The 24,244-nt window shown below is 38.7% G+C and carries 18 protein-coding genes; 12 read left to right on the forward strand and 6 right to left on the reverse strand.

Going from position 1 to position 24,244, the window contains the following annotated elements; translation table 11 throughout:
* Positions 1–300: 300 nt before the first annotated feature.
* Positions 301–1,302, forward strand: a complete 1,002-nt coding sequence (locus OCV73_RS11410) for an aspartate-semialdehyde dehydrogenase (protein WP_147552305.1) — start codon at positions 301–303, stop codon at positions 1,300–1,302.
* A 97-nt stretch (positions 1,303–1,399) separates the two neighbouring features.
* On the opposite strand, the gene OCV73_RS11415 is transcribed toward OCV73_RS11410, so the two are convergent.
* From OCV73_RS11415 to dgt, 3 genes are all read right to left on the reverse strand, one after another.
* A complete protein-coding gene (locus OCV73_RS11415) occupies positions 1,400–3,223 on the reverse strand; it encodes a beta-N-acetylhexosaminidase (RefSeq protein WP_147552307.1) in 1,824 nt (607 codons plus the stop codon).
* 591 nt (positions 3,224–3,814) lie between these two features.
* On the reverse strand, positions 3,815–5,041 hold the full coding sequence (locus OCV73_RS11420; RefSeq protein WP_147552309.1) for a TPM domain-containing protein: 1,227 nt from the start codon (positions 5,039–5,041) through the stop codon (positions 3,815–3,817).
* A 19-nt stretch (positions 5,042–5,060) separates the two neighbouring features.
* Entirely contained in the window at positions 5,061–6,389 is a 1,329-nt protein-coding gene (gene dgt, locus OCV73_RS11425; RefSeq protein WP_147552311.1) for a dGTP triphosphohydrolase, read from the reverse strand.
* 214 nt (positions 6,390–6,603) lie between these two features.
* Here dgt and dut point away from each other — a divergent pair, with 214 nt between their 5' ends.
* Genes dut through OCV73_RS11460 form a run of 7 tightly spaced genes read left to right on the forward strand, consistent with a single transcriptional unit; the run spans position 6,604 to position 14,142 of the window.
* Positions 6,604–7,044, forward strand: a complete 441-nt coding sequence (dut, locus tag OCV73_RS11430) for a dUTP diphosphatase (RefSeq protein WP_147552313.1) — start codon at positions 6,604–6,606, stop codon at positions 7,042–7,044.
* A 7-nt stretch (positions 7,045–7,051) separates the two neighbouring features.
* Positions 7,052–8,782, forward strand: a complete 1,731-nt coding sequence (locus OCV73_RS11435) for a tetratricopeptide repeat protein (protein WP_147552314.1) — start codon at positions 7,052–7,054, stop codon at positions 8,780–8,782.
* Positions 8,779–9,609, forward strand: coding sequence for a DUF4292 domain-containing protein (locus tag OCV73_RS11440; RefSeq protein WP_147552316.1), 831 nt, complete (start codon positions 8,779–8,781; stop codon positions 9,607–9,609). The genes OCV73_RS11435 and OCV73_RS11440 overlap by 4 nt, the downstream gene beginning before the upstream one ends.
* Positions 9,606–10,868: a murein hydrolase activator EnvC family protein gene (locus tag OCV73_RS11445; protein ID WP_147552318.1), complete on the forward strand. Its 1,263-nt coding sequence runs from the start codon at positions 9,606–9,608 to the stop codon at positions 10,866–10,868. Before OCV73_RS11440 ends, OCV73_RS11445 begins: the two co-directional genes overlap by 4 nt.
* 28 nt (positions 10,869–10,896) lie before the next feature.
* Complete coding sequence (locus OCV73_RS11450) at positions 10,897–11,829, forward strand: GNAT family N-acetyltransferase (protein WP_147552320.1); 933 nt, start codon at positions 10,897–10,899, stop codon at positions 11,827–11,829.
* Positions 11,830–11,837: 8 nt separating this feature from the next.
* Positions 11,838–13,280, forward strand: coding sequence for an O-antigen translocase (locus tag OCV73_RS11455; RefSeq protein ID WP_147552322.1), 1,443 nt, complete (start codon positions 11,838–11,840; stop codon positions 13,278–13,280).
* A 10-nt stretch (positions 13,281–13,290) separates the two neighbouring features.
* Positions 13,291–14,142, forward strand: coding sequence for a glycosyltransferase family 2 protein (locus OCV73_RS11460; RefSeq protein ID WP_147552324.1), 852 nt, complete (start codon positions 13,291–13,293; stop codon positions 14,140–14,142).
* On the opposite strand, the gene OCV73_RS11465 is transcribed toward OCV73_RS11460, so the two are convergent.
* Positions 14,099–15,199: a glycosyltransferase family protein gene (locus tag OCV73_RS11465; protein ID WP_147552326.1), complete on the reverse strand. Its 1,101-nt coding sequence runs from the start codon at positions 15,197–15,199 to the stop codon at positions 14,099–14,101. The genes OCV73_RS11460 and OCV73_RS11465 overlap by 44 nt on opposite strands.
* 95 nt (positions 15,200–15,294) lie before the next feature.
* On the opposite strand from OCV73_RS11465, the gene OCV73_RS11470 reads away from it, so the two are divergent.
* Positions 15,295–16,233 carry a glycosyltransferase family A protein gene (locus OCV73_RS11470; protein WP_147552327.1) on the forward strand — a complete coding sequence of 313 codons (939 nt, stop codon included), beginning with the start codon at positions 15,295–15,297 and terminating at the stop codon, positions 16,231–16,233.
* Here OCV73_RS11470 and OCV73_RS11475 read toward each other — a convergent pair whose 3' ends face one another.
* Positions 16,234–17,301 carry a M20 family metallo-hydrolase gene (locus tag OCV73_RS11475; protein WP_147552329.1) on the reverse strand — a complete coding sequence of 356 codons (1,068 nt, stop codon included), beginning with the start codon at positions 17,299–17,301 and terminating at the stop codon, positions 16,234–16,236.
* 281 nt (positions 17,302–17,582) lie between these two features.
* Here OCV73_RS11475 and OCV73_RS11480 point away from each other — a divergent pair, with 281 nt between their 5' ends.
* From OCV73_RS11480 to argB, 3 genes are all read left to right on the forward strand, one after another.
* Complete coding sequence (locus OCV73_RS11480; protein WP_147552331.1) at positions 17,583–19,385, forward strand: AMP-dependent synthetase/ligase; 1,803 nt, start codon at positions 17,583–17,585, stop codon at positions 19,383–19,385.
* A 95-nt stretch (positions 19,386–19,480) separates the two neighbouring features.
* A protein-coding gene (gene prfB / locus OCV73_RS11485) for a peptide chain release factor 2 (protein WP_147552332.1) occupies positions 19,481–20,591 on the forward strand; the annotation gives its coding sequence in 2 pieces (ribosomal slippage) (positions 19,481–19,543 and positions 19,545–20,591; 1,110 coding nt in all).
* Positions 20,592–20,593: 2 nt separating this feature from the next.
* Positions 20,594–21,364, forward strand: coding sequence for an acetylglutamate kinase (gene argB, locus OCV73_RS11490; RefSeq protein ID WP_147552334.1), 771 nt, complete (start codon positions 20,594–20,596; stop codon positions 21,362–21,364).
* An 87-nt stretch (positions 21,365–21,451) separates the two neighbouring features.
* Here the strand turns inward: argB and OCV73_RS11495 are convergent, their stop codons facing one another.
* Positions 21,452–24,208 carry an ATP-binding protein gene (locus OCV73_RS11495; RefSeq protein WP_147552336.1) on the reverse strand — a complete coding sequence of 919 codons (2,757 nt, stop codon included), beginning with the start codon at positions 24,206–24,208 and terminating at the stop codon, positions 21,452–21,454.
* Positions 24,209–24,244: the final 36 nt, after the last annotated feature.

Below are 24,244 nucleotides of genomic sequence, written 5' to 3' on the forward strand. Positions count from 1 at the left end.
ATTATTGAGATATTAAATGTATTTATACGTAAAATACTCTACAAATTTATGAAAAATATTTGGATTATATCGAAGGGTATCTGGATATTGTCATGCAAAAAAGACTTGTATTATTCTCGTTAATTCTATGTAAAGAGTACATTTATTTTATGAGAACGACCGGATAATTTAATTTTATGGCGATAAATAGATTAAGTCATTCAAAATGTTGTATATTTGCGCAAATTTAACGTGTTTTGTAAATGAAATATGTGAAATAGATGTAGTTTTAATTCCTATTATTTATAAAAGTAAAGAGAAATGAAAGTTGCTATTGTGGGTGCCAGTGGTGCCGTAGGCCAGGAATTTCTTCGCGTTTTAGACGAAAGAAATTTTCCGTTAGATGAATTGCTGTTGTTTGGTTCGGCCAGAAGTGCTGGTAATAAATATACCTTTAAGGGTAAAGAAATTACAGTTAAAGAACTGAAACATAACGACGATTTTAAGGGCGTAGACATAGCATTCACATCGGCCGGAGCCGGTATTTCAAAAGAATTTGCCGATACGATAACCAAATACGGGGCGGTGATGATAGATAACTCCAGTGCATTTCGTATGGATGAGGAAGTTCCTTTGGTCGTTCCCGAAGTGAACGGTGCAGATGCCTTTGTACGTCCGCGGGGTATAATTGCAAATCCGAATTGTACAACGATTCAGATGGTAGTTACGCTGAAAGCTATTGAAAATATTTCGCATATTACGCGTGTACATGTTTCTACTTATCAGGCTGCCAGCGGGGCTGGTGCTTCGGCCATGCAGGAATTGAAAAAACAATATGAACAGTTGTTGAACGGCGAAGAGCCTACGGTTGAGAAATTTTATTATCAACTGGCATATAACCTTATTCCTCAGGTAGATGTTTTTACTGACAATCTGTATACAAAAGAGGAAATGAAAATGTACCATGAAACCCGCAAGATTATGCATTCCGATATACAGGTAAGTGCCACATGTGTAAGGGTTCCTGTTATGAGGGCCCATTCGGAAGCCATCTGGCTGGAAACCGAACAACCGGTTTCTGTAGAAGCAGCACGTGAGGCTTTCTCAAAAGCAGAGGGTATTGTTCTTCGCGACGATCCGGCTGATAAAATTTATCCGATGCCTTTGGATGTTGCCGGAAAAGATCCGGTGTATGTAGGTCGCATTCGTGCCGATATAACTAATTCTAATGGTTTGACTTTTTGGGCGGTCAGCGATCAGATAAAAAAAGGTGCGGCATTGAATGCTGTTCAAATTGCCGAATATTTGTTAAAGCACCAATGATAAATTTTAAGTAAAGAACGAAAAGAAATATTGCATCAATAAAAACGACCGGAAAAAATTCCGGTCGTTTTTATTGATGCAAGTATATCGTGCTCTTTTATTTATTACTTAAAACCGTGGTAACAACAATACTTCGTTTTCCCGAAGGCGTGATTACAACGCTTTTGACTATTCTCTCTTCGCCTGCAGGAACAGTTATCGTAACCGGTTTTGTATAAAGTTTATTGAATGCATACGGTATGCGTCCGTCGATGGTATAAAATATATTTGCACCTTTTACGGGCACTTTATAATTCAGAGTATATGAGCTTGTTTTAATCGTGTCATTTACTGCCCCTATCGGTTCGGGTACGCGATAAGTAAGACCGGCGTTATCAAAGACGGCCAGATGTTCCGGCAAACGGTTTTCGGAAAAGTCGGCCCAGTTCTTTTTTTCCACCGGAGTCCATGCTATTTCAGATAAAGCCAATATACGGGGAAGTACCATATAAAATGCTTTATTCGGAGTCTGTATGAATTCGACCCATAAATTTGCTTGTACACCTTTGATATGTTGTTTTTCGGTGTCGTTAAGTTCGCTCGGGGTTGGATTGTATCCGTAGATTTTATCTAATGTAAGGAACATTTTGTTATTATCGTTGATCGTATTCGGTTCTTCGTCGGAAACGGCCGCTCTTTTATCGAAATACAAGAACTCTCCGGGGGTCATTATCGCATCATGATGCATCTGTGCTGCCGCGATTCCACCTTTGGTTCCCCTCCAGCTCATGACGGTAGCGTTGGGAGCTAATCCCCCTTCCAGTATTTCATCCCATCCGATGATGTTCCGTCCTTTTTTATTCAAATATTTTTCTACACGATGTACAAAATAAGATTGTAGTTCATTTTCATCTTTCAGCTTTTCCTTTTTGATTCTTTTCTGGCAGTAGGGACATTCTTTCCATCGGATTTTAGGACATTCATCACCTCCGATATGTATATATTCCGATGGGAATATTTCTATGATTTCGTCCAATACGCCTTCTGCGAATTTAAAGGTTGCTTCTTTTCCCGGACAGAAAACTTCTTTGTGGACATCCCAGTGGCATGAAACTTCGAAAGGACCGGGATTATCTCCGCATGCCAGTTCGGGATAAGCAGCCAGTGCAGCCGTCGCGTGTCCCGGAAATTCGATCTCGGGGATTACCGTAATATATTTGGATGCAGCGTAAGCTACGATTTCTTTTGCTTCTTCTTGAGTGTAATATCCTCCGTAGGGAATATCGTCATATGTTTTTGTTTTAGCAATAAGGGTACATTTTCTTTTACTGCCTATTTCGGTAAGCAATGGATATTTTTTTATCTCTATTCTCCAGCCCTGGTCATCACTCAGGTGCCAGTGAAAAGTATTTATTTTATATTGTGCCAAAAGATCAATATATTGTTTGATGAATTCCATGGGAAAAATGTGCCGGCATACGTCCAGCATGGCACCCCGATAACCGTACCGGGGATAATCTTTGATTTGGGCAAAAGGAACTGTACCGTTTTGATTGTCTATCATTTGTGCAAGAGTCTGCAATCCGTAAAATACTCCCTTTTCCTGAGGTGCTGTAATTATAACACCTTCGTTATTCACAGTGAGGAGATATCCTTCGGCAGGAACATTGGCAGCGGGATCGAGCTGAAGGGTAAGAGTTCCTCTGTCGCAACTGAGTTTATTAAAATCTTTTACCCTATTGCCGACAATTGTTTCCGCAAAAGAAATCAGGTTTATCGGAGAAATTTTAAATCCGTTCACTTTGATTTTTGCAGCTTTCAGGTTGTACTCCCCTTCCTGCAATTGGACTTCCACCGGTTGGGGAATAACGTGTAATGATCGTCCTAAAGCGTATTCGCTGGTAAGAATAAGTATGAGAAAAAGAAAGAACACTTTTTTCATGGCACAATTATGATTTAAAATTAATATGTATGCAAATATAATAAAATATTTTATTATCTCTAAAATTCTTTTAGTGGTATTTTATTTATATGTGCTATTGAAATTTTCCTTATCAAACTAAAGAATTGCGTATGAGCATTAAAGAAAAAGTAAAGTTAGGATATCGGGATAAAGTAGTAACATGATAAAAGTAAAATTTTCACAGATATATCGAGAGTGGATAACAAAATTTTATAGAGCTGTATCACGTAGAATATATAGAAATATAAGAACTCGACAAGGGGGATAAGGGATATCGGAATCAGCTTAAGCTGTTGTCTTATTTTTTATTTGCCTGGGTCGAGTTGTACCGGATTTGCACAGGATACTCATACAGAGTTTTTTTATTTCCTCTTATAAAGTTCGGGAAATATTTTAAGCAAAATGGCCGTATATTGTTAACTGTTTTCGTATTGTCAGCCATACTGTTGCAGGTGGCTATCATACTTGTAAGCTGATTGGAGATATATATGAGATAATCCGAAATCAATGTAAATAGTCTAATATTAGATCATGATGATAGTGGTAGCTCCAAATTGTAATATTGATGCTTTACCATCCGGAGGTAGAACCTCCTCCTCCGGTCATTCCTCCTCCAAACCCTCCGCTGAATCCTCCTCCGCCCCGGTTTCCTCGTCCGGCTGCCGAGGCTGCTATAATAATAGGTATGATATAAGATTTCCGTATCGTTTTATGACAATGCTCACAATAATATATTTTTTCTCCCATTCCTTGTGAAAGAGTGGTTGCATGACGCACGATGTGATCTTTTTGCAAACTAAATGCCTTTGTGTGGCAATTAGGACATTCGGTATACCCACACATGTTGTTCTCATAAGGATATACCTGTGTGTCGCCGCATTTGTCACATAGCCAGACGTCGTAATCTACCGAATTTATTTTTTCTTCGGTGTTTTCTTGCGGGGTAAGATAAAAGTTATCTTCTTCTTCATTCAATTTTCTCATAGGAGCACCACATTGCTCGCATTTGCGAGGTTCGTTGCGCAGTCGTTTCAATGAAGAGGCGACCCACCAATAAAGAAATAGAGTAAAGACCGGAAAAATAAATGATGCCGATAATAAAAATACTTTATAAGTTTTTAAAGCTTTATATTTTTCGTATGGATTATGGTCTTTTTTTCTTCGTTTGGCTGTAAGAATGATGGCAAGCATGATAAAAGAGAAAATAACAGAGAAGGTCAGATAGCCGCTAATGAGCGATATTGCCGAAAATTCTTCATTCTCTCTTACTGCCGTAAGTTCTTCGGTGGCTCCAGGTGTGGTAAGGACTTTTGTAATGGTACCGACACCATTGATGAACCCGTTGTCATAATCTCCTTTTTTGAAATAGGGCAGCATATCTCTCGTTTGTATACGTTTGCAAATAGCATCGGGCAATACCCCCTCTACACCATATCCGGTGCGGAAAGTGATTTTTCGCTGATCCAGTACAAAAAGGATAAGGACGCCGTTGTCTTTGCTTCTTTTGCCTATTCCCCACGAGGAAAAAAGATCGGTGGCGAATATATCTATGTCTTTGTTTCCGATAGATTCTACTACTACGACAGCTATTTCCGCGGTATTCTCTGCCTGCATTTGATAAAGCATTTGGTCGAGGGTGGCGACTGTCTTATCGGAAAGGATACCATCGGGATTACTCACGAATAGTCTTCCATCGTTCAGATGGACATTCGGTATGTTTTCGACCGTATATTCTTTAGCATATAACTGGGCCGAGATAAATATAAATATGAGTATAAACAGACGGGTAATTTTCATTGCGATTGTTTTTTGTGGATTAAAGAGCCGGAAGGCTCATGCCGTTTATTTTTCTGTAAAGGTCTAGCGCATAGACATCTGTCATCCCCGATATGTAATCGATAACTGCCTGTATTTTCCCGTATAATGTATCGGCATTGGTCTCGTATTGACCGGGAACTTTATTGAGCAATAGCTGAGAATAAGCTTTTTCGGGATATTGTACGGCGTTGATCAGTTTATCCAATAAAATAGATATAATACGATTACCCGCTAATTCTATGTCTAATACGTCGGAGGATTTGTAGATGCTTTTCCAGGCTACGTCTGAACAATCGGAATAAGCTTTGCACGGTAGTCCTTCGATTTTTTCTATAAGGATTCCCTCGAAACGGCCTTCCAGGATAGCATCTTCTTCATTGCAAAAAACTTTTGAACATTCATCTACTAAGGTGCCTATGACACAGGATCGCAAATAAGCGATTTGTTCGTTCACATCATTGACCAACCGCATAACTTCTTGGATATGTTCTAATCTCTCTCCTTCGAAAAAGCCGAGAAAAAGTTCTTTGGTCTTTTCGGTAGTGAGGATTTTCAGTTTATGAGCGTCTTCTATGTCCATTACCTGATAGCAGATATCGTCTGCAGCTTCTACGAGATATACCAGAGGATGGCGATGGTAACGTAAGCCGCTGTTGCCGTCTGCCAACATGCCTAATTCTTCGGCTACTTTTATGAAATAATCTTTTTCGGAAGTAAAGAAGCCTGATTTCCCTTTTCGGGTTGATAACGAGGCTGCATAAGGATATTTAACTATAGAGGCGAGAGTAGAGTAGGTCATGGCGAATCCCCCTGGGCGGCGTCCGTTAAACTGGTGTGTCAATAGCCGGAAAGCATTGGCATTTCCTTCAAAATGAGTCAGATCCTGCCATTCTTCCGGCTGTAACTGAAATTGTAGCGGAAGTCCGTTCCCTTCTGAAAAATATGTTGCTATCGCTCTTTCTCCCGAGTGTCCGAAAGGAGGATTCCCCATATCATGTGCCAGGCATCCAGCCGCGACAATGGCACCTATTTCATTTAGTTTTTCCCGCCAGGGTTCTTCTTTGTATTTTTCCAGAAGACGCGTTGTGACATTGTGCCCTAAAGAGCGTCCTACACAAGATACTTCCAGACTATGTGTCAGTCTGTTATGAACGAATACACTTCCCGGCAAAGGGAATACCTGAGTTTTATTCTGTAATCTTCGGAAAGGAGCGGAGAATACGAGCCGGTCATAATCCCGCTGGAAATCGGTTCGGCTGTGCTGCCTGTTGTCATGATATTTTTCCATCCCGAATCGTTTGGACGAAATAAGTTTGTCCCATTCCATTCTCCGTTTTTTTCCAGAAGTACTATTGAGAGTCATATTCATTATCCTGTTTTTTATATAGATTGCAAATGTAATAAATTCATGTAGCATATAATAAGATAAGAAGTGCTAATTCCTGAGATTTTGTTTTAATTCATTTAAAAATAAACAATTCGCTGTAAAGTTTGCTTAGTTTTCGTTATTTTCGCACATTAATCGAAATGGAATTTTTCTTATGAATGTAAAAGTAAAAATTATAAATAAATCCAAACATGAATTACCCGCTTACGGAACGCTCTTTTCTGCGGGTATGGATATTCGCGCCAATCTGGATAATCCTGTAGTAGTAGAACCTATGCAGAGGATACTGATACCTACGGGACTATATATGGCTTTGCCGGAAGGTTTCGAAGCGCAGATACGTCCCCGTAGCGGATTGGCATTAAAACATGGGATAGGGATACTTAATTCTCCCGGAACTATTGATGCAGACTATCGTGGTGAAATAGGGATTATACTGATAAATCTTTCTGATAAACCGTTTGAAATAAAAGATGGTGAACGTATATGCCAGATGGTGGTGAAAGAATTTTGTAGAGTAGAGTGGGAAGAAACCGATACATTAGAAGAAACCGACCGTGGCGCGGGAGGTTTCGGTCATACAGGCGTACAATAAAAAGTATATGAATAAATTCAAAATAACAGTGGTCTTGCTTTTGTGCGGGTTACTTATGTCATGCGGAACCGGACGAAAGAGCATAAAAGCGGAATCAGGACTCTCACCACAAGAACAGAGAAAATTCGATTATTTTTTTCTGGAAGCATTACGTATGAATTCTTTGGAAAAAGAAGATGCTGCATTCGATCTTTTGAAAAGAGCTGCGGAGATAGATACGGCGAGTGCTGTCGTACAATATGAATTGTCTACATATTATTTACAGGTAGGTCAGACCGAAAAAGCATATAACAGTCTGCATGCGGCTGCCGAAAAGGAAAAAGATAATTTTTGGTATAATACTTTGTATGCGCGGCTGGCAAGCCGCTTAGGACAGTATGATGAAGCTATACGTGTGTATAAGCGTCTCGTTGCACAGAATCCGGGAAAACCGGAGATCAATTATTCTTTAGCAGAGGCGTATGTCAATAAAGGTGATTTTAAAGAAGCAATTGCTTGTTATGATCGTTTGGAAGAGTCTATGGGGAAAATGGATCTGATTACGGCTCAAAAGATGGCTTTATATCATAAAGCAGGCGATGAGAAAAGTGTTATTGCTGAGGCTGAAAAACTGGTGGCTGCTTATCCCAAGAATATAGCTTATATGATGTTGCTGGCAGATGTTTATATTGAGGCAGGCAGGGACTCGGATGTATTGGAGTTATATAAAAAAGCAGAAGAGGAAGATCCTAATAATGGGTATTTATTACTTTCCCGTGCCGGATATTATGAGAAAAAAGGAGATATAGAGGCTTATGAAGCGGAAATCCATAATGCCCTTCTTAATATGAATCTCGATATAGAAACAAAGTTGAGGATATTTACGACATACATAAGTGACAAGTTACAGAAAAAAGAGAATTTAGACCAGATAGAACCATTGTTTAAGGAGATGCTGGAGATATATCCTCAGGAGGAATCGGTTCATAAGTTGTATGCCAGTTATTTATTGTCCCGTCAGGAATTTGACAAAGCAAAAGAGCAGTTGTCTGTTGCCGTAGATCTGAACCCCGCGAATATAGAGAGCTGGATGCAGCTGATGGGTATTGCGATGAACCGTAAGGATTTTTCTTCGGTCGTGGAAACCGGAAAAAGAGCATTGACTTATTTGCCGGAAGAGAAAGACTTGTACTTGTATACTTCGGTGGGTTATAGCCAGACAGGAAGTTATGATGAAGCGGCCGCTTTGTTGGAGAAGGGGCTCGGTTATGTAGCCAAGGAGGATGTGAATACTATTTCGGATTTTTATGGCCAGTTAGGAGATGTTTATCATAGCGCCGGAAAACCGGAAAAGGCGTATGAAGCTTATGAAAAGGCTCTGGAGTATAATAGTCGTAATGTGGGTGTACTGAATAATTACAGTTATTATTTGTCCCTGGAGAAAAAAGATTTGCAGAAAGCGGAGAGAATGAGTGCCGAGACGGTAAAGGCCGAACCGGACAATGCGACTTTTCTGGATACTTATGCCTGGATATTTTTTCAGCAAGGAAATTACACTCTTGCAAAACTGTATATGGAAAGTGCAATGAGTAAGACGAAGGAAGAAAGTCCCGATATGCTCGAACATTACGGTGATATTCTTGCTAAACTGGGACAAATGGAAGAAGCGGTCGAAAATTGGAAGAAATCAAAAGAGGCCGGAAATGAATCTCCGGTATTGAAAAAGAAAATAGAATTGAAAAAATATATCGAACCATGAAACATATAATAATATGTTTGTCAGTAATTTCTTTATTATTTGCCAGTTGTAAAACTCCTAAAAGCGCAACTGAAATACCCGTTCGGGTCAAGTCGGAAGTGAAAAAACAATATGACCGCATATTGGAAAAACATAACGAGTGGAAAACGTTTACGGCAAAGGCAAATATTTCTATTTCTCAGAAACAAGGAAGTTCTATAAGTTCGGCATTGCAGATACAGATGATCAGGGATAGTGTCATACTGGTATCGGTGCGCCCTCTGCTCGGCTTTGAGGTGGCCCGTTTTCAGATGACAAAAGACAGTGTAAAGGTTGTTGAAAAGATGGGAAAACGCTGTATTGCAGAAGCATTGCCTGCACTCGGCAGTATGTTCCCGTCCGGAATGTCTTTGACGGTTGCGCAGGATGTTTTGATCAACCGCATATTCTTGTTGGGAGACGATGAATTAAACAAAAATAATTTTTCTTCTTTCGATATAAAGGAAGAAGACAGCGAATCCTGGTGGATGTCTCCACTGGAACAACCGTCTTCATTTAATTATGATTTTCTTTTGCAGAATGACCGGTTGGTTACTACGATGGTTTCCAGCAAAAGTGGAAATAAACAGGTAGTATGTAATTATACGCAATTTGAAACTGTGGGTGGCCATGAGTTGCCGCAATGGGTACAGATAAAGACGAGTGGATTCTCTTCCGCACCTTCTTTATCGTTGCGTTATGATGTTTCTTCTATTTCCTGGAATAAGAATGTAAAAAATGAATTCCCCGATATATCACGTTATTCTCAAGTTTCAATAGATATGTTGTTAAAAATGTTCGCTAAATGAAAAGACTTTTAGCTATATTTTTGTTTACAGTAATTCCTTTGCTTGCTTTTTCCGATGTTCCTTCTATGAAGGATCTGAAGCAGCAACAAAGAGAGGCGTTAAAAGCAATAGAAGAAACCAGTAAGAAGCTGGCTTCTACAAAGAAAAATGCCCGTAATTCTTTATATGAACTGAATGCAATTACATCCGAAATAAAAACGCAGAGGGGAATCATCGAAACTTTGAATAAAGAGATTTCTATGGTGAACCGACGGAATAGGGCTGTAAGTGATACGATTTATTTGTTGCAGAAAGAACTGAATGCGAAGAAAGCCAGTTATGCTAAAGCTGTCCGGGGCATGGGACACCGTCATTCCGAATATGATGAACTAATGTTTATTTTTTCAGCGTCGTCCTTGAGCCAGTCATACCGGAGAGTACGTTATTTGAAAGAATATTCGGCCTGGAGGAAACGACAGGCTTCGGAAATTATTTCCCGTCAGGAAGAGCTAAAAGTACAAAAAGCGAAACTGGAGAGAATTATAGCAGAAAAAAAAGCATTGTTAGGGGAACGGAATGTAGAGGCTGAAAAATTAAAGAAGAAAGAAAATAGTAAGCGGAGTATTGTTGCTGACCTGAAAAAGCAGGAAAAGAGTTTGCAGAGGGATTTGAAAAAAAGGCAGCAACAGGCCGATGCTCTTAACCGTAAACTAGAACAACTGATTGCGGAGGAAGAACGCAAAGCTGCTGAAAGGGCGGCGAAACTGGCTCAAAAAGAAAGTACCGGAAAAAAAGGATCGGAAGCGGCCTCGAAACCTAAATCGACAGGCGGATATAAAATGACAAAAGAGGAGCAAGCTCTTTCAGGCAGTTTCGAGAAGAATAAAGGTCGTTTACCTTTTCCGCTTTCGGGCAGTTACCGGATCGTAGGGCATTTCGGTATGCAACAACATCCTGAATTGAAATATGTGAAAATTAATAATAACGGCATTGAGATACAAACGACTCCCGGGAATGTGGCGAAAACTGTATTTGGCGGGGTTGTTTCAAGGGTATTTGTTACGCCGGGTTATAATACATCGGTAATTGTACGGCATGGAAATTATCTGACGATTTATGCTAATTTGAGCGAAGTGTATGTCAAAGCCGGAGATAAATTATCGGCCCGACAGAGTGTCGGTAAAATATATTCCGATCCTGAAGAAGGAAACAGGACTATTCTCCATTTTCAGATATGGAAAGAAAGAACGAAACTCGATCCTGAACAATGGATTAACTAACTTCGGATGCTTAAGTAGAAGAGATACTATGGAAATAAAAAGATATACGCCGGAGAATAAAATATTATGGAATTCTTTTGTGAATTCTTCCAAGAACGGCACATTCCTTTTTCTCCGGGAATATATGGAATATCATGCCGACCGGTTTACCGATCATTCTTTATTGGTGTATGAAGGAAATAAATTATTGGCCGTTCTGCCTGCCCATGAAGTGGGAAATGCTTTTTATTCCCATCGTGGATTAACCTATGGCAGCCTTGTATTGTCTGTAAAAAATACATCCGGTGAAGTCTTGGATATATTTGGCACTATAGTTTCTTATTTAAAAGAAAACGGTTTTATTTCCTGGGAATATAAATGTGTTCCTCATATATATCATACTTATCCGGCTGAAGAAGATTTGTATGCTTTATTCCGTTATAATGCAAGGTTAATAGCCCGTAATATTTCTATTGCCATTCCTATGGAGAATCGTATTCGGTTCAGCCGGGTACGTCGCAGGGCTATTTCACGGGCCGACGAAGAAGGTGTAGTTATACGAGAATCTAATAACTTCGTTCCTTTCTGGAAGGTTCTTACTGAAAATTTGCAATCACGCTTCGGGGTATTTCCCGTTCATACAGTAGAGGAGATTACTTATTTAAACTCTTTATTTCCTGACAGAATCCGTTTGTTTGATGCATGGTTGGGAGATGAAATCATAGGAGGATGTACGGTTTATGATACGGGACAGACTTTACATGTGCAATATTCATCTGCAACTCCTCATGGAAAAGAGATTGGCGCAATAGATGTTTTGTATCGCCATTTAATCGATCAGGTATATATACATAAAAAATATATAGAATTCGGACAATCGACAGAGCAGATGGGACATTATTTAAATAAAGGGCTCATAGCACAAAAGGAAGGATTCGGAGGAAGAGGTGTCGTTTATGATATCTACCAACTTGACATATAATCCTTATAATGGAGAAAACGGAAGACATAAGAAATTATCGGCGTATAGTGAAAGCGACCGGATTATTCGGAGGCGTTCAGGTCATTAATATTTTATGTTCGCTCGTTAAGACCAAATTGATTGCAGTTTGGCTTGGAGCCGAAGGCGTCGGGCTCATCGGATTATACAATACGACGGTGGATATGATGACTTCTCTTACGGGCCTCGGATTAAGGAACAGTTCGGTAAGAGATATTACGCATGCTGTGAAATCGGGGGATGAAAGAAAAATTCAGGAAACTAAATTAGTGGTTCGTCGTTGGTCCTGGTTCGTCGGATTATTGGGTTCGGTTGTTTTACTGACTTTGGCGCCTTGTCTCAGCCGCTGGACTTTTGGTAATGACAAATATATGTGGGGATTTGTTATCCTTTCGTGTACGATGTTGTTGAAAGCTTTAACCGATGGAGAGCAGGCTATTTTACAAGGGAGTAAACGACTTAAGAAACTTGCCCGATGTTCGGTATGGGGAGCGGTAGCCGGCACGGTTTTTTCCCTTCCGTTGTATTATTTCTTCGGACTGGATGGTATTGTGCCTTCTTTGGTATTGTATGCCGTTTCACTGTGGACCGCAACTTTTTTGTCACGGGATAAAGAGCCAATGCGCAGTGTGGAATCATTGTCATATAAAGAAACCTGGCAAAAAGGGCGTACAATGGCTTCTTTGGGAATATTTATGACTGTAAGTGGTTTTGTTACCACTTTATTTTCATATCTTTTTATTACTTATCTGAATTACCGGGGAGGAACGGCCGATGTCGGTTATTATCAGGCCGGATATACACTGGTCACCCGTTATGTGGGACTTATATTTACTGCGATGGGTATGGAATATTATCCCAGACTTTCTGCCGTGAGCGAAGATAAAGAGACGTTATCAAAATATGTTTCACAGCAGGCGGAAATATCTTTATTGATTTTAGCCCCGTTAGTTTGTATGTTTCTTATATGCCGGGAGTGGATCATACATTTGTTATATACATCGCAGTTCGTAATAATAGAAGGTTATCTTTCCTGGGCTATTTTAGGTACGTTATTTAAAGCTGTTTCGTGGTCTTTAGGTTTCATTTTATTGGCTAAAGGAGTCGGTAAATTGTTTTTAATAACCGAGATTTTATCTAATTTGACACTGTTTGCACTGAATCTTGGAGGATATCATTTCTTGGGACTTACGGGTATCGGTATTTCTTATATGGCGGGATATTTTATATATATGACAGGCATGTATATTCTTTGCCGCATGAAATATGGAATTCGTTTTAATAGATCATTCAGGTCTGTTTTTATAATCATATTGGTTCTGTGTCTGGGTACTTTTATATCCTATATGTTCAGATTAAACTGGTTAATGATGGGAATAACGATATTCGTATGTTTATATTCTATGATATATCTGAAGAAGAAAATTTTATAAATGTGGGGATATGAAACTTAATATTTTGATTTGTACATTTAATGACGGGATATATCGTGTACCTGATGTTTTATTGCCTCAGAGAGAAGATGTGTCATATATTGTTTCATTTCAATATACTGAGCAAAGTTTCTTGGTACCTGAAATATTAATTAAAAGACCGGATGTAAAGGTTTATTCATATTTGGGAAAAGGCTTATGCCGCAATCGTAATTATGCGCTTTCACATGCTTCGGGTGATTTGGCTATGATTGCCGATGATGATGTCCGTTATAAACCGGAGTATATAGATGAAATTATTGATATATTTAGTAAAGAAGACAGTCTTGATGTTTTATTAGGAAAAATAAAAACCGAAATCGGAGATCCCCCGTATAAAAAGTATCCCGCCCGTTCGTTTAAATATGAAGGACTGAGTAGAAAATATCATGCATCCTCTGTAGAAATGGTCTTTCGTATCAATAAAATTAAAGATTATCTCTTTTTTGACGAACGTTTCGGGTTAGGCAGCGAATATTTGTCGGGAGGAGAAGAAACGATCTTTTTACATGATTGCATTAACAGGTCTTTATTGGTAAAATATTTTCCGGTTGATATTGTAGAACATCCCTATGAAAGTTCGGGAAAAAATAAAAATTCGTTTCTTTCATTAAGGACGAAAGGAGCTGTCTATAGTTATGTTTATGGAAAAACCGCATTCTTGTATATCGGTAAGGAAGTTTTATCTTTATGGGTGAAGAAAAGACTTAATCCTTTCTTTACGCTTAGATATTTATTAGAAGGGATGAAATATCAGCGTACATCAGTAAAATTCAGGTTTAATGTGCCGACCAAAAATCAAGATATTGCTGAGCCACTTTAATGTGGTCATGATGCCTTTTGATGAATTCATGACTTTCAAAAGCCAGTTGCGGAATTTTTCTTTTGGATTTAATTAAATTTTCAAGTTTAATATAAATATCTTCCCGGCAGGGCTTTACATTGATGATAGGATGTAGTTCCTTTTCTCCGATAAAATCATACATTTCGGCTTCTCCTCCACTGACCGCTATAATTCCCTGGGCCATAGCTCCCAGTGCATTCGTGGCAGGCGTATAAGAATAAAGTTGGTCTAGTAAAACATCTGCTTTATTCATCATAATTTTATATTCGGTCAAAGGAATGGATTCGGCTTTAAGAATATTACATTCTCGTGGGTAGTCGTTTTTTATAGTTCTCAATATGTCGTATAGAATATCTGTCCCTTTAATAATAGACCTGTCTTTCTGAATTCCAATGAAGAAATTCACCGTTTGCGGAAAAGCTGATATTTCTTTTAAAGGATGTTGTGCCAAATTAATAGGAATGGGAATGTATCCTAATTTATTTTTATACTTGTTTTCATAAGAAATGTAATATTCATATAAGCAGGCTATTATGCCGTTTGTTTCTTGCGCAATTTCATGATTGGGTTTTTCATTAGGTCCTCCGATCCAGGCATTGATTATATTTTGACGTTCTGGAAATTGTAGCGGCTTACCGTTGATGAAGAAATCGGAATAACATAATTTTTTTTGCTCGAGACAGGTTTTAACATAATAATGATCGGTGCCTAATGCGCTGAGGAATATTTTTTTATTGTGTTTTTTTAGAAATCGGAAAATCATTAAATTCTTTTCGGGCCGTAAATCAAAAAAAACCGGATTTTTGATTTGTACTATGTCGTATCCTTTAAAATCTTTACAGTGATATAATACTTTGGAAAGATATTTTACGGAGTCGATAATGCCGTTGCTTTTGCGTATGAGGCTGATGTCCCGTGAGTTGTCCATCCAATGAGAACCATTGGAAGCAACGGTAACCTGATGTCCCAAGCTTCTTAATCCTTCGGCTAATGTCCAATGTAAATTGCTGGCTTCTCCTAATAACAATATCTTCATGAAACTCTTTATTTGTAGTTACAAATATACGATTTTTGTATATTACTATTTATGTGGGAATTTATAATTTGTATATTTGCTTTAAAAGAAGTTTTATGCGAGAAATCATGTCGATAGTTGTCCCCGTTTTCAATCGGGAAAAATGGATTGAAAAGATGTTTCTTTCTGTACGGGAGCAAACATATCGTCCGTTAAGATTGATCTTGGTTGATAATGGTTCGACAGATTCTTCCTTGTCTGTTTGTCATCGGTTAAAATCGGAATATGAGACGGATGATTTTACGGTTGATGTTTTACAGGAATTAAAACGGGGAGCCAATGCTGCCCGTAACAAGGGATTCTCTGAAGTGAAAAGTAGGTATGTTATGTTTTTTGATTCCGATGACGTTCTGTTGCCCATGACAGTTTCTTTATATATGAAGGAATTCAACGATAATCGGGAACTGGATATTGTTGCCGGTTTTGTCCGGTTTGTCACCGGAGACGGGCAGAGGTTGTTCTCTAAAACATCTTTTAAAGATCCGTTGAAGTCACAAATATTATATGGGATTTTGGGTACACAGCGTTTTGCAGTGAGAACAGAATTATTAAGATCGGTAGGAGGCTGGAGTGAAGAACTGATGCGCTGGCAGGATTGGAATCTTGGTGTCCGGCTGTTGTTAAATACTTCCCGTATCGGATGGATAAAAAAAAATCCTTTGGCAGATATATATTTGCATGAGGATAGTATTAGCGGAGTGAATTATTCTTCGTCCAGTAAAGATATAACTCTTTCTCTGGATCGTACATTTGAAGCTGTGATGGAGAGCAACATTCCGAATAAATGTTATTTTGCGAAACTTATTTCTTTTAAACGTATAGTAATGGCCGGAATATATAGCTATGAGGGTTGTGATGACGGAAAGGTGTTATATAGGGAAATAATAAAAGATGTTCCGGATATTTATTTAAAAAGTTTATTCCGCATTAGTTACCGGCTTGCTTCTGTTACCGGCCGGGGTTTTTCTTTTTTAGCCGATTGGTTTATCCGGTGATTATTTTAAAGTTAGTCTGTCTAATAAGGATATATATAGTTCTATAGCTTCTCTTATTTCATCAAGTTTGATATATTCGTCTGCCGTATGAGAACGGGCAGAATCGCCCGGGCCTATTTTTACCGAGGGGAAAGGCATAAGGGCTTGATCGGACAATGTCGGGGAACCGAAAGGTTGTTTTCCTGCTATAATTGCCCGTTGGACGAAAGGATGCGAAAGTTCGATACGGGAAGAGTTTAGCCGTAAAGAGCGGGGTGTGATATCGCATGGAATTTGTTTTTTCAGGATATCTACGACTTCTTTATTCGTATAATGGTCATTTGTTCGGATATCTACCACAAAGTCGCAACGGTCGGGTATAACGTTATGTTGTGTTCCAGCCTGTATTTGTGTGACACTTATTTTTATGCTGCCTAAATTTTCGGAAATTTTCGGAAAAGAGAAATCCCGTAAAGCGCTGATTATAGGCAGAGCTTTATATATTGCGTTTTCCCCTTCGTTTCTGGCTGCATGTCCTGATGTTCCGTATACACTACAATCCAGAACAATAAGTCCTTTTTCGGCTATCGCCGGAGCCATGTCGGTAGGTTCTCCCACTATAGCGAAATCTATAACCGGTAATTCAGGGAGGATACTTTCTATTCCGTTTTTTCCGGATACTTCTTCTTCGGCAGAAGCCAGAAAGATCAAATTGTATTTTTGGTCTGTTTTTATGAGATATAGAAAAGCGGAAAGAAGGGAAACTACAGACGCGCCGGCATCGTTGCTGCCCAGACCGTAAAGCCGGCCGTCTTCAATAACAGGCATAAAAGGTTCTTTTTTCCAGCCTGCTACCGGTTTTACCGTATCGATATGTGAGTTTAATAAAATAGTTGGATGAGATAAATTATATTGTGGGGAAATTGCCCATACATTATTGCCTTTACGGTAAGAAGTGATGCCTTCAGACGATATGACCGATTCGATGAGGTCGGCGGCTTTTACTTCTTCCCGGCTTATGGACGGATTGCTGATTAGATTTTTTAACAAATCCAAGGCCTTATAATATAATTCGTCTTTAGTAGCCATTTTTGTAATCTTTATATGGCAAAGATAAAAGTTTTTCCGTTTTTTCTCTCTATAAAAGCTTTAAATCTTGTATGGGTTAATGCTTTTAAGAATATGAATAGAGTAAAACGAGTAGGTTTAATTATAAATAAAAAATAATATATGTATATAAATATGTATAAAATAGCGCGATTATTCAGTAAGAGCTATATAAATAGTATGAAATAGGGTTTAAATCTTATTAAAAATAAATTCATATATAATTAATGATTAACTTTGTCGCAGATTTTGAACGTTTTTATATGATAAATCAACTTACTTCTCTAGTCCGTCGCCAGGCTTCTAAATATGGTGAACGGGAGGCATTCAGCCACCGGGACTATTCTTCAGACACATGGATATCCACTTCCTGGAATACTTTTTCCGAACAAGTTACAGATGCTGCTAAGGCTATGGCTATGATTGGAATTCGTGAATTGGAGAATATCGGTACTTATACGCAAAATAAGCCGGAAGGTCTTATTGTGGATTTTGCCGCATTCGATAACAGAGCTGTTCCGGTTCCGTTATATCCTACAAGTTCTTTAGATCAGATAGAATATATTATAAATGAAGCGGAGATTCGTTTCCTTTTTGTCGGAGAACAGGCTCAATATGACAATGCAATCGAGGCGCAGCGTATTTGCAAGACTTTGGAAAAACTTGTCATTTTTGATAATACGGTTTGCCTGAAAAAAGAGGATACGACATCTATTTATTTTGATAATTTTATGGAAATGGGACGCCATGCCGACAATGATGCTGTGGTGGAGCAACGTCGCTCAAATGGCTCTCCGGATGATCTTGCTACCCTTATTTATACATCGGGGACTACCGGAGAACCTAAAGGTGTAATGTTGACTCATTCGAATCTGGATGAAGCTATGCGTATACACCGGCAAAGATTGATTTGCGTGTCCGATAAGGATGTGTCACTTTGTTTTCTACCCCTTACCCATGTATTTGAAAGAGCCTGGACTTATTTCTGTTTGACCGTTGGAATGCGCGTGGCAATCAATCTCAATCCTAAAGATATTCAGCAAACTATACGTGAAGTACGTCCTACTATCATGTGCAGTGTACCCAGGTTCTGGGAAAAAGTTTATACGGCTGTCCAAGAAAAAATGGTATCCTCGAAAGGTCTCGTTCGTTTATTGATGAAACGCGCCTTGAAAGTGGGTAAAAAATATAATCTCGATTATGTTCGGCAGAATAAGATGGCTCCGTTATGGTTGGAGTTGGAATATAAATTTTTCGATAAAATCGTTTTAAATAAAATACGTAAAACGATCGGCATTGAAAAAGGAAATATATTTCCCACAGCCGGAGCCCCTTTGTCCGATACTATAAACGAGTTCCTGCATTCCTGTGGAATAAACATAGTCTATGGTTACGGACTTTCGGAAACGACTGCTACAGTGACGTGCTTCGACTTTACCGGTTATGAAATAGGTACGGTGGGAAGTGTTATGCCCGATGTGAAAATTAAGGTAGGAGAAAATAACGAGATTCTGGTAAAGGCGGCTACGGTAATGAAAGGTTATTATAAGAAGCCTGAAGAGACAGCCAAGGTTTTTACGCAGGATGGTTGGTTCAAAACAGGCGATGCCGGAAAATTATCTGCAGACGGTTCATTGGTATTAACGGAACGTATCAAGGATTTATTTAAAACTTCAAACGGCAAATACATTGCTCCCCAGGCTATAGAAACCCGGTTGGGAGAAGATAAATATATTGACCAGATTGCTGTTATCGGAGACCAGCGGAAATATGTAACGGCTATTATAATACCGGCTTATGAAGCTTTAAAAGAATATGCCGCACAACAACAGATAAAATATCATAATCTGGAAGAACTGGTTAAAAACCAGAAAATACATAAACTTATTGAGGAGCGTATAGATACGTTACAAAAGAATTTTGCACGTTTCGAACAAATAAAACGATTTACTCTTCTTCCCCGTGCATTCAGTATGGAAACGGGTGAATTGACAAATACTTTAAAAATACGCAGACCTATAATCAACCAACTTTATAGTGCCGAGATAGAAGCAATGTATGCTTAAATAGAGATAAAATTTGGCAGAATGGCTAAGGGTGTATATTTTTGTACACCCTTAGTCATTATTATATAAGTGATTATTTAAAATAGAATATAAATATGATTACACAAGAGCAATTAAAAGAGACGGAAGAGCGCAAGCTTGCGCTTAGGAGGTACCTTTGACATCGATTCAAAGATAATAGAAGTAGAAGAAGAAGAATTGCGCACTCATGTGCCCGACTTTTGGGAAGATCAGAAAAAAGCTGAGGCGCAGATGCGTAAAGTCAAAGAACTTCATTTTTGGATTGACGGATATAAAGAAGTCGATAAAGAAGTAGAAGAGTTGAAACTGGCCTTTGATTTTGTAAAAGAGGGGATAATTACGGAAGAAGAACTTGACCAGATTTACGAACGTGCCGTGACAATGCTTGAAAAGCTGGAGTTAAGGAATATGTTACGACGGGAAGAAGATAAACTGGGTGTCGTACTTAAAATTAATTCCGGTGCGGGTGGTACGGAAAGTCAGGACTGGGCTTCTATGTTGATGAGGCTTTATCTTCGTTGGGCCGAGCAGCACCATTATAAAGTATCGGTTGCGAATTTACTGGAAGGTGATGAGGCTGGTATCAAGTCGGTGACGATGCAGATAGAAGGTGATTTTGCCTATGGTTATTTAAAAAGCGAGAATGGCGTACATCGTCTGGTGCGTGTTTCCCCGTATAATGCTCAGGGAAAAAGAATGACATCTTTTGCATCGGTTTTTGTAACTCCTCTTGTTGATGATTCTATTGAGATTCATATTAATCCGGCCGATGTTTCTTGGGATACTTTCCGTTCCGGCGGAGCTGGCGGACAGAATGTGAATAAAGTAGAAACAGGCGTGCGGTTACGGTATAACTATAAAGATCCGGAAACGGGAGAGACTCGTGAAATCCTGATAGAGAATACCGAAAGCCGTTCTCAGTTGGACAATCGTGAGAATGCCATGCGTTTATTGAAGTCTCAGCTATATGATATGGCGTTGCAACGTAAGATGGCCGAGCAACAAAAAATAGAAGCGGGAAAGAAGAAAATCGAATGGGGTTCCCAAATCCGCAGTTACGTTTTTGATGACCGCAGGGTGAAAGACCATAGGACCAACTACCAGACGTCCGATGTTCAGGGCGTGATGGATGGTGATATAGATAATTTTATTAAGGCGTACCTGATGGAGTACGGTGCTGAATAGTGATGGAAAAGCTTACGCTTATTAAGGTCGGCGGTAAAATTGTAGAAGAGCCGGATACATTACTCAACTTGTTATCTGATTTTTCTATGGTTCCGGGTCATAAGGTCCTGGTACACGGAGGTGGCCGCTCTGCTACCCGTCTTGCCGCCCGATTAGGCATAGAAAGTAAGATGATAAATGGACGCCGTGTTACCGATGCCGAAATGCTGGAAGTGGTAACAATGGTTTATGGCGGTCTTGTGAATAAGAATATAGTAGCCGGGTTACAGGCATTGGGAGTAAATGCTTTGGGACTAACCGGAGCAGACATGAACGTATTATTATCCGATAAACGTCCTGCAGGCAGTGTTGATTATGGATTTGTAGGCGATATAAAACGTGCAGATGGTTCTGTTCTGGCAAAGCTTATCGGAGAAGGAATTGTGCCGGTAATGGCTCCTCTTACTCATGATGGTAAAGGACATATGCTGAATACGAATGCTGATACTATAGCCGGGGAGACGGCTTGTTCACTTGCCTCTTTTTTTGATGTGACACTAGTCTATTGTTTTGAAAAGCCCGGAGTTTTATTGCAGGAAGATGATGATAACAGCGTAATTCATGAAATCGATTATTGCGGTTTTTTGGATTATGTAAAAAATGGAATCATACAAGGAGGTATGATTCCTAAATTAGAAAACGCTTTTGGGGCTATTCGTGCCGGTGTGCGGGAAGTTTTGATAACCCGGGCAGATTGTCTGTGTTATCCTGAAAAAGGTACAAAAATAGTGTAAGTGTTATTATCGTAAGATTAAGAAACCATCTTTTATTTTCAATCAAATAGAAGATGGTTTCTTATTTGTAAATTATCTGTTGAACGCTTATTTATTTATGTCCAGATATATTTGTATCTTATCTTTTAATTCCTGTGCATGGATGGGTTTAGGTAAATAATCGTTGAAGCCGCTCTTGAGTACTTTTTGTTCATCTTCGGCGAATGCAAATGCCGTAACAGCGATGATAATCACGGAGCCGGATATTTCTCTTATTTTCCGGGTAGCTTCATAGCCATCCATTTCGGGCATTTTTAAATCCATTAATATGATATGAGGATTTTGTTCTTTGAACAATCTTATTGCTTCGATACCATTCCATGCATGGATTAAGGTATAGTTTTTCTTTAGAACGGTTTCGAATAATTTATAATTACTGGCATTATCTTCAGCAATTAAAATAGTGGGTTTTTCTACTATACCTGTTTCTCCCAAAGTTATGTCTTGTAATTTTTCCGATTTGTTCTCGATATTCTGGACAGGTTTGTATGGGATTTTGAACCAGAAAGTGGAACCTTTTCCTTCAGCAGATTCGGCACCGATTTTTCCTCCCAGCCGTTGGATAATGCTTTCGCTTATAGCCAGTCCTAATCCTGTCCCTTGTGCGAAATCGTTTAATTTAACAAAACGTCCGAATATCTGATCCCGTTTATCTGCCGGTATTCCGCAGCCGGTGTCAGAAACATAAAAATAGATATATCCGTCATCAGTTAATCGATATCCGAAATTTATATTTCCTTTTTCGGTAAACTTAATAGCATTCGTAATGAAGTTGTTGATTACTTGAGATAAGCGGTTACGCTCGGTATTTATGATGCATTCAGGTATTTTTTCGGTGAAAGAAACAGATACTTTGCCACTGTTTACTTTTAGTTTTGTTATTTGTTCTATTTCATTCAATAACGAGTTTATATCCACGTCGGTATAAATAAACTCCAATGTACCGGCTTCTATTTTGGACAGGTCGAGAATATCTCCGATCAGTTGTAATAAGAGGGCATTGTTATTTTCAATAATATTGAGATATTCTTGTTTTTCTTCTTCTATATCTGTTTGAGCAAGTACTCCGGAGAATCCTACTATTGCATTTAAAGGTGTACGTATTTCGTGGCTCATATTCGCCAAGAATGCCGATTTTAGCCTGTTGCTTTCTTCTGCCTGTTCTTTGGCCAGCATCAGATTTTGTTCCATCCGTTTTTGCTCGGTGATTACTATACTTGAACCTATAATTGTTTTCGGCGTGCCGTTTTCATCATATTCGTAAATGGCTCCTTGCTTGTCTATCCATTCGTATTCCCGGTCGTTGTACCAATGTACCTGATATGTTTCGTGAAATTCTGTACATTTTCCGTTGAGGAGATCGGTAAAGACGTTACGCATATGTTCTCTGTAATCGGGATGTATGGAATTGATATATTTTTCTACCGAACAATAATATTTGCCGTTGATAGGTTCTTTTTGGTCTTCGTGATGATAAATATCGTAATTGCATGAGAATATTTGGGTAGGAACGTCACAATCCCAAGGAAGAACTTTTGATAAGCTTAATACGGAAGAAAGGATCGAATTGGTAATTTCAAATTCATTTTTAGCTTTGGTTAAGGATAGTTCCATTTCTTTATGCTGGTCCACCGATGCAGTAGTACCGATCAAACGTGTTATTTTTCCTGAAGAATCTTTTTTTTCTATTGATATATGTAATTCTATCCATGTGTATTTCCCTGTTTTTCTGAAGTCGGCTCTTATTGTTTTTTGAATATTATCCACTAAACCTTTTTCGAAATTGTCAAAATCTGTACAAATACCACTTTGGTCGTCAGGATGAATAGCTTCCAGAAATTTATCGAGAGGGATTTTCAGATCCCAGTTTAGAGTTTCTACAGGCAAGCCTTTTATTTGTTTGGAATCCAGGATGAATTCTTTGTTTATTATATCGTAATTCCAAAGCATCATGCGGCTTATATTAAGGGCTAGCATCAGTTTTTGGGTAACCGATTTTATCTGTTCTTGTTGTTTTTGTAAATCTGTTATATCTGATGTGCTGCATACCAGCCATTTGGTATCTCCGTATGAAAAGATATTCTTGGTTACAAGTAATGAATGTGTTACCCCATCTTTAGTAACGAATGTTTCTATATCCTGATACGAGCCATTTGTCTTGGCTAAATCTCTGTCAAATTTACGAATGGCTTCTGCTTCTTCATAATTCATGAAAAGATGTTCCGTTTTTCCGATGACTTCTTCTGATGTAAGCCCGAAGAAAGATGATTTTTTACTCCAGAATATATATTTTTCAGTAGTCATATCTTTTATGGAAACGGGGATTGCCATATTTTCCATAGCCCGGTTCAGGAATATTCTTAATTTTTCAGATTCAATTTTATTTAAGGTATTCTCGGTTATATCTCTTAAAAATGTAATGACAAGGTTTTCTTTTAAATATGCGGTACATACTTCAAAATATATGATTTTCCCTCGTACAGGTAGATTGAATTCAAACCTTCTTCGCGTCTGGTTATTAATAGCATGGTTAAGGTTTCTGGCATAATCTTCCGCCATTTTTTTGTCCATAATAATATCACGAACGTTCATCCCTATCATTTTTTGTGAAGGGATAGGCAGTATGGTATCATCGGCATTAAATACTTTAATGATGTTCAACTCTTTATCATGGATAAATATCATATCGGGTGTTACGGATATAATTTCGTTATTCAAATCCTCCATGCCGATATTTCGTGTTGAATACGGCATTTCGATTTTGCGTTTCAGGAAATTAGCGAAAAAACTTTGAAACTTATTCATAATTGTATGCGTATATTATCTATTCAAAGTAGCTAT

Origin of the sequence: Barnesiella propionica (assembly GCF_025567045.1) — a bacterium.
Classification (GTDB): Bacteria; Bacteroidota; Bacteroidia; order Bacteroidales; family Barnesiellaceae; genus Barnesiella_B; species Barnesiella_B propionica.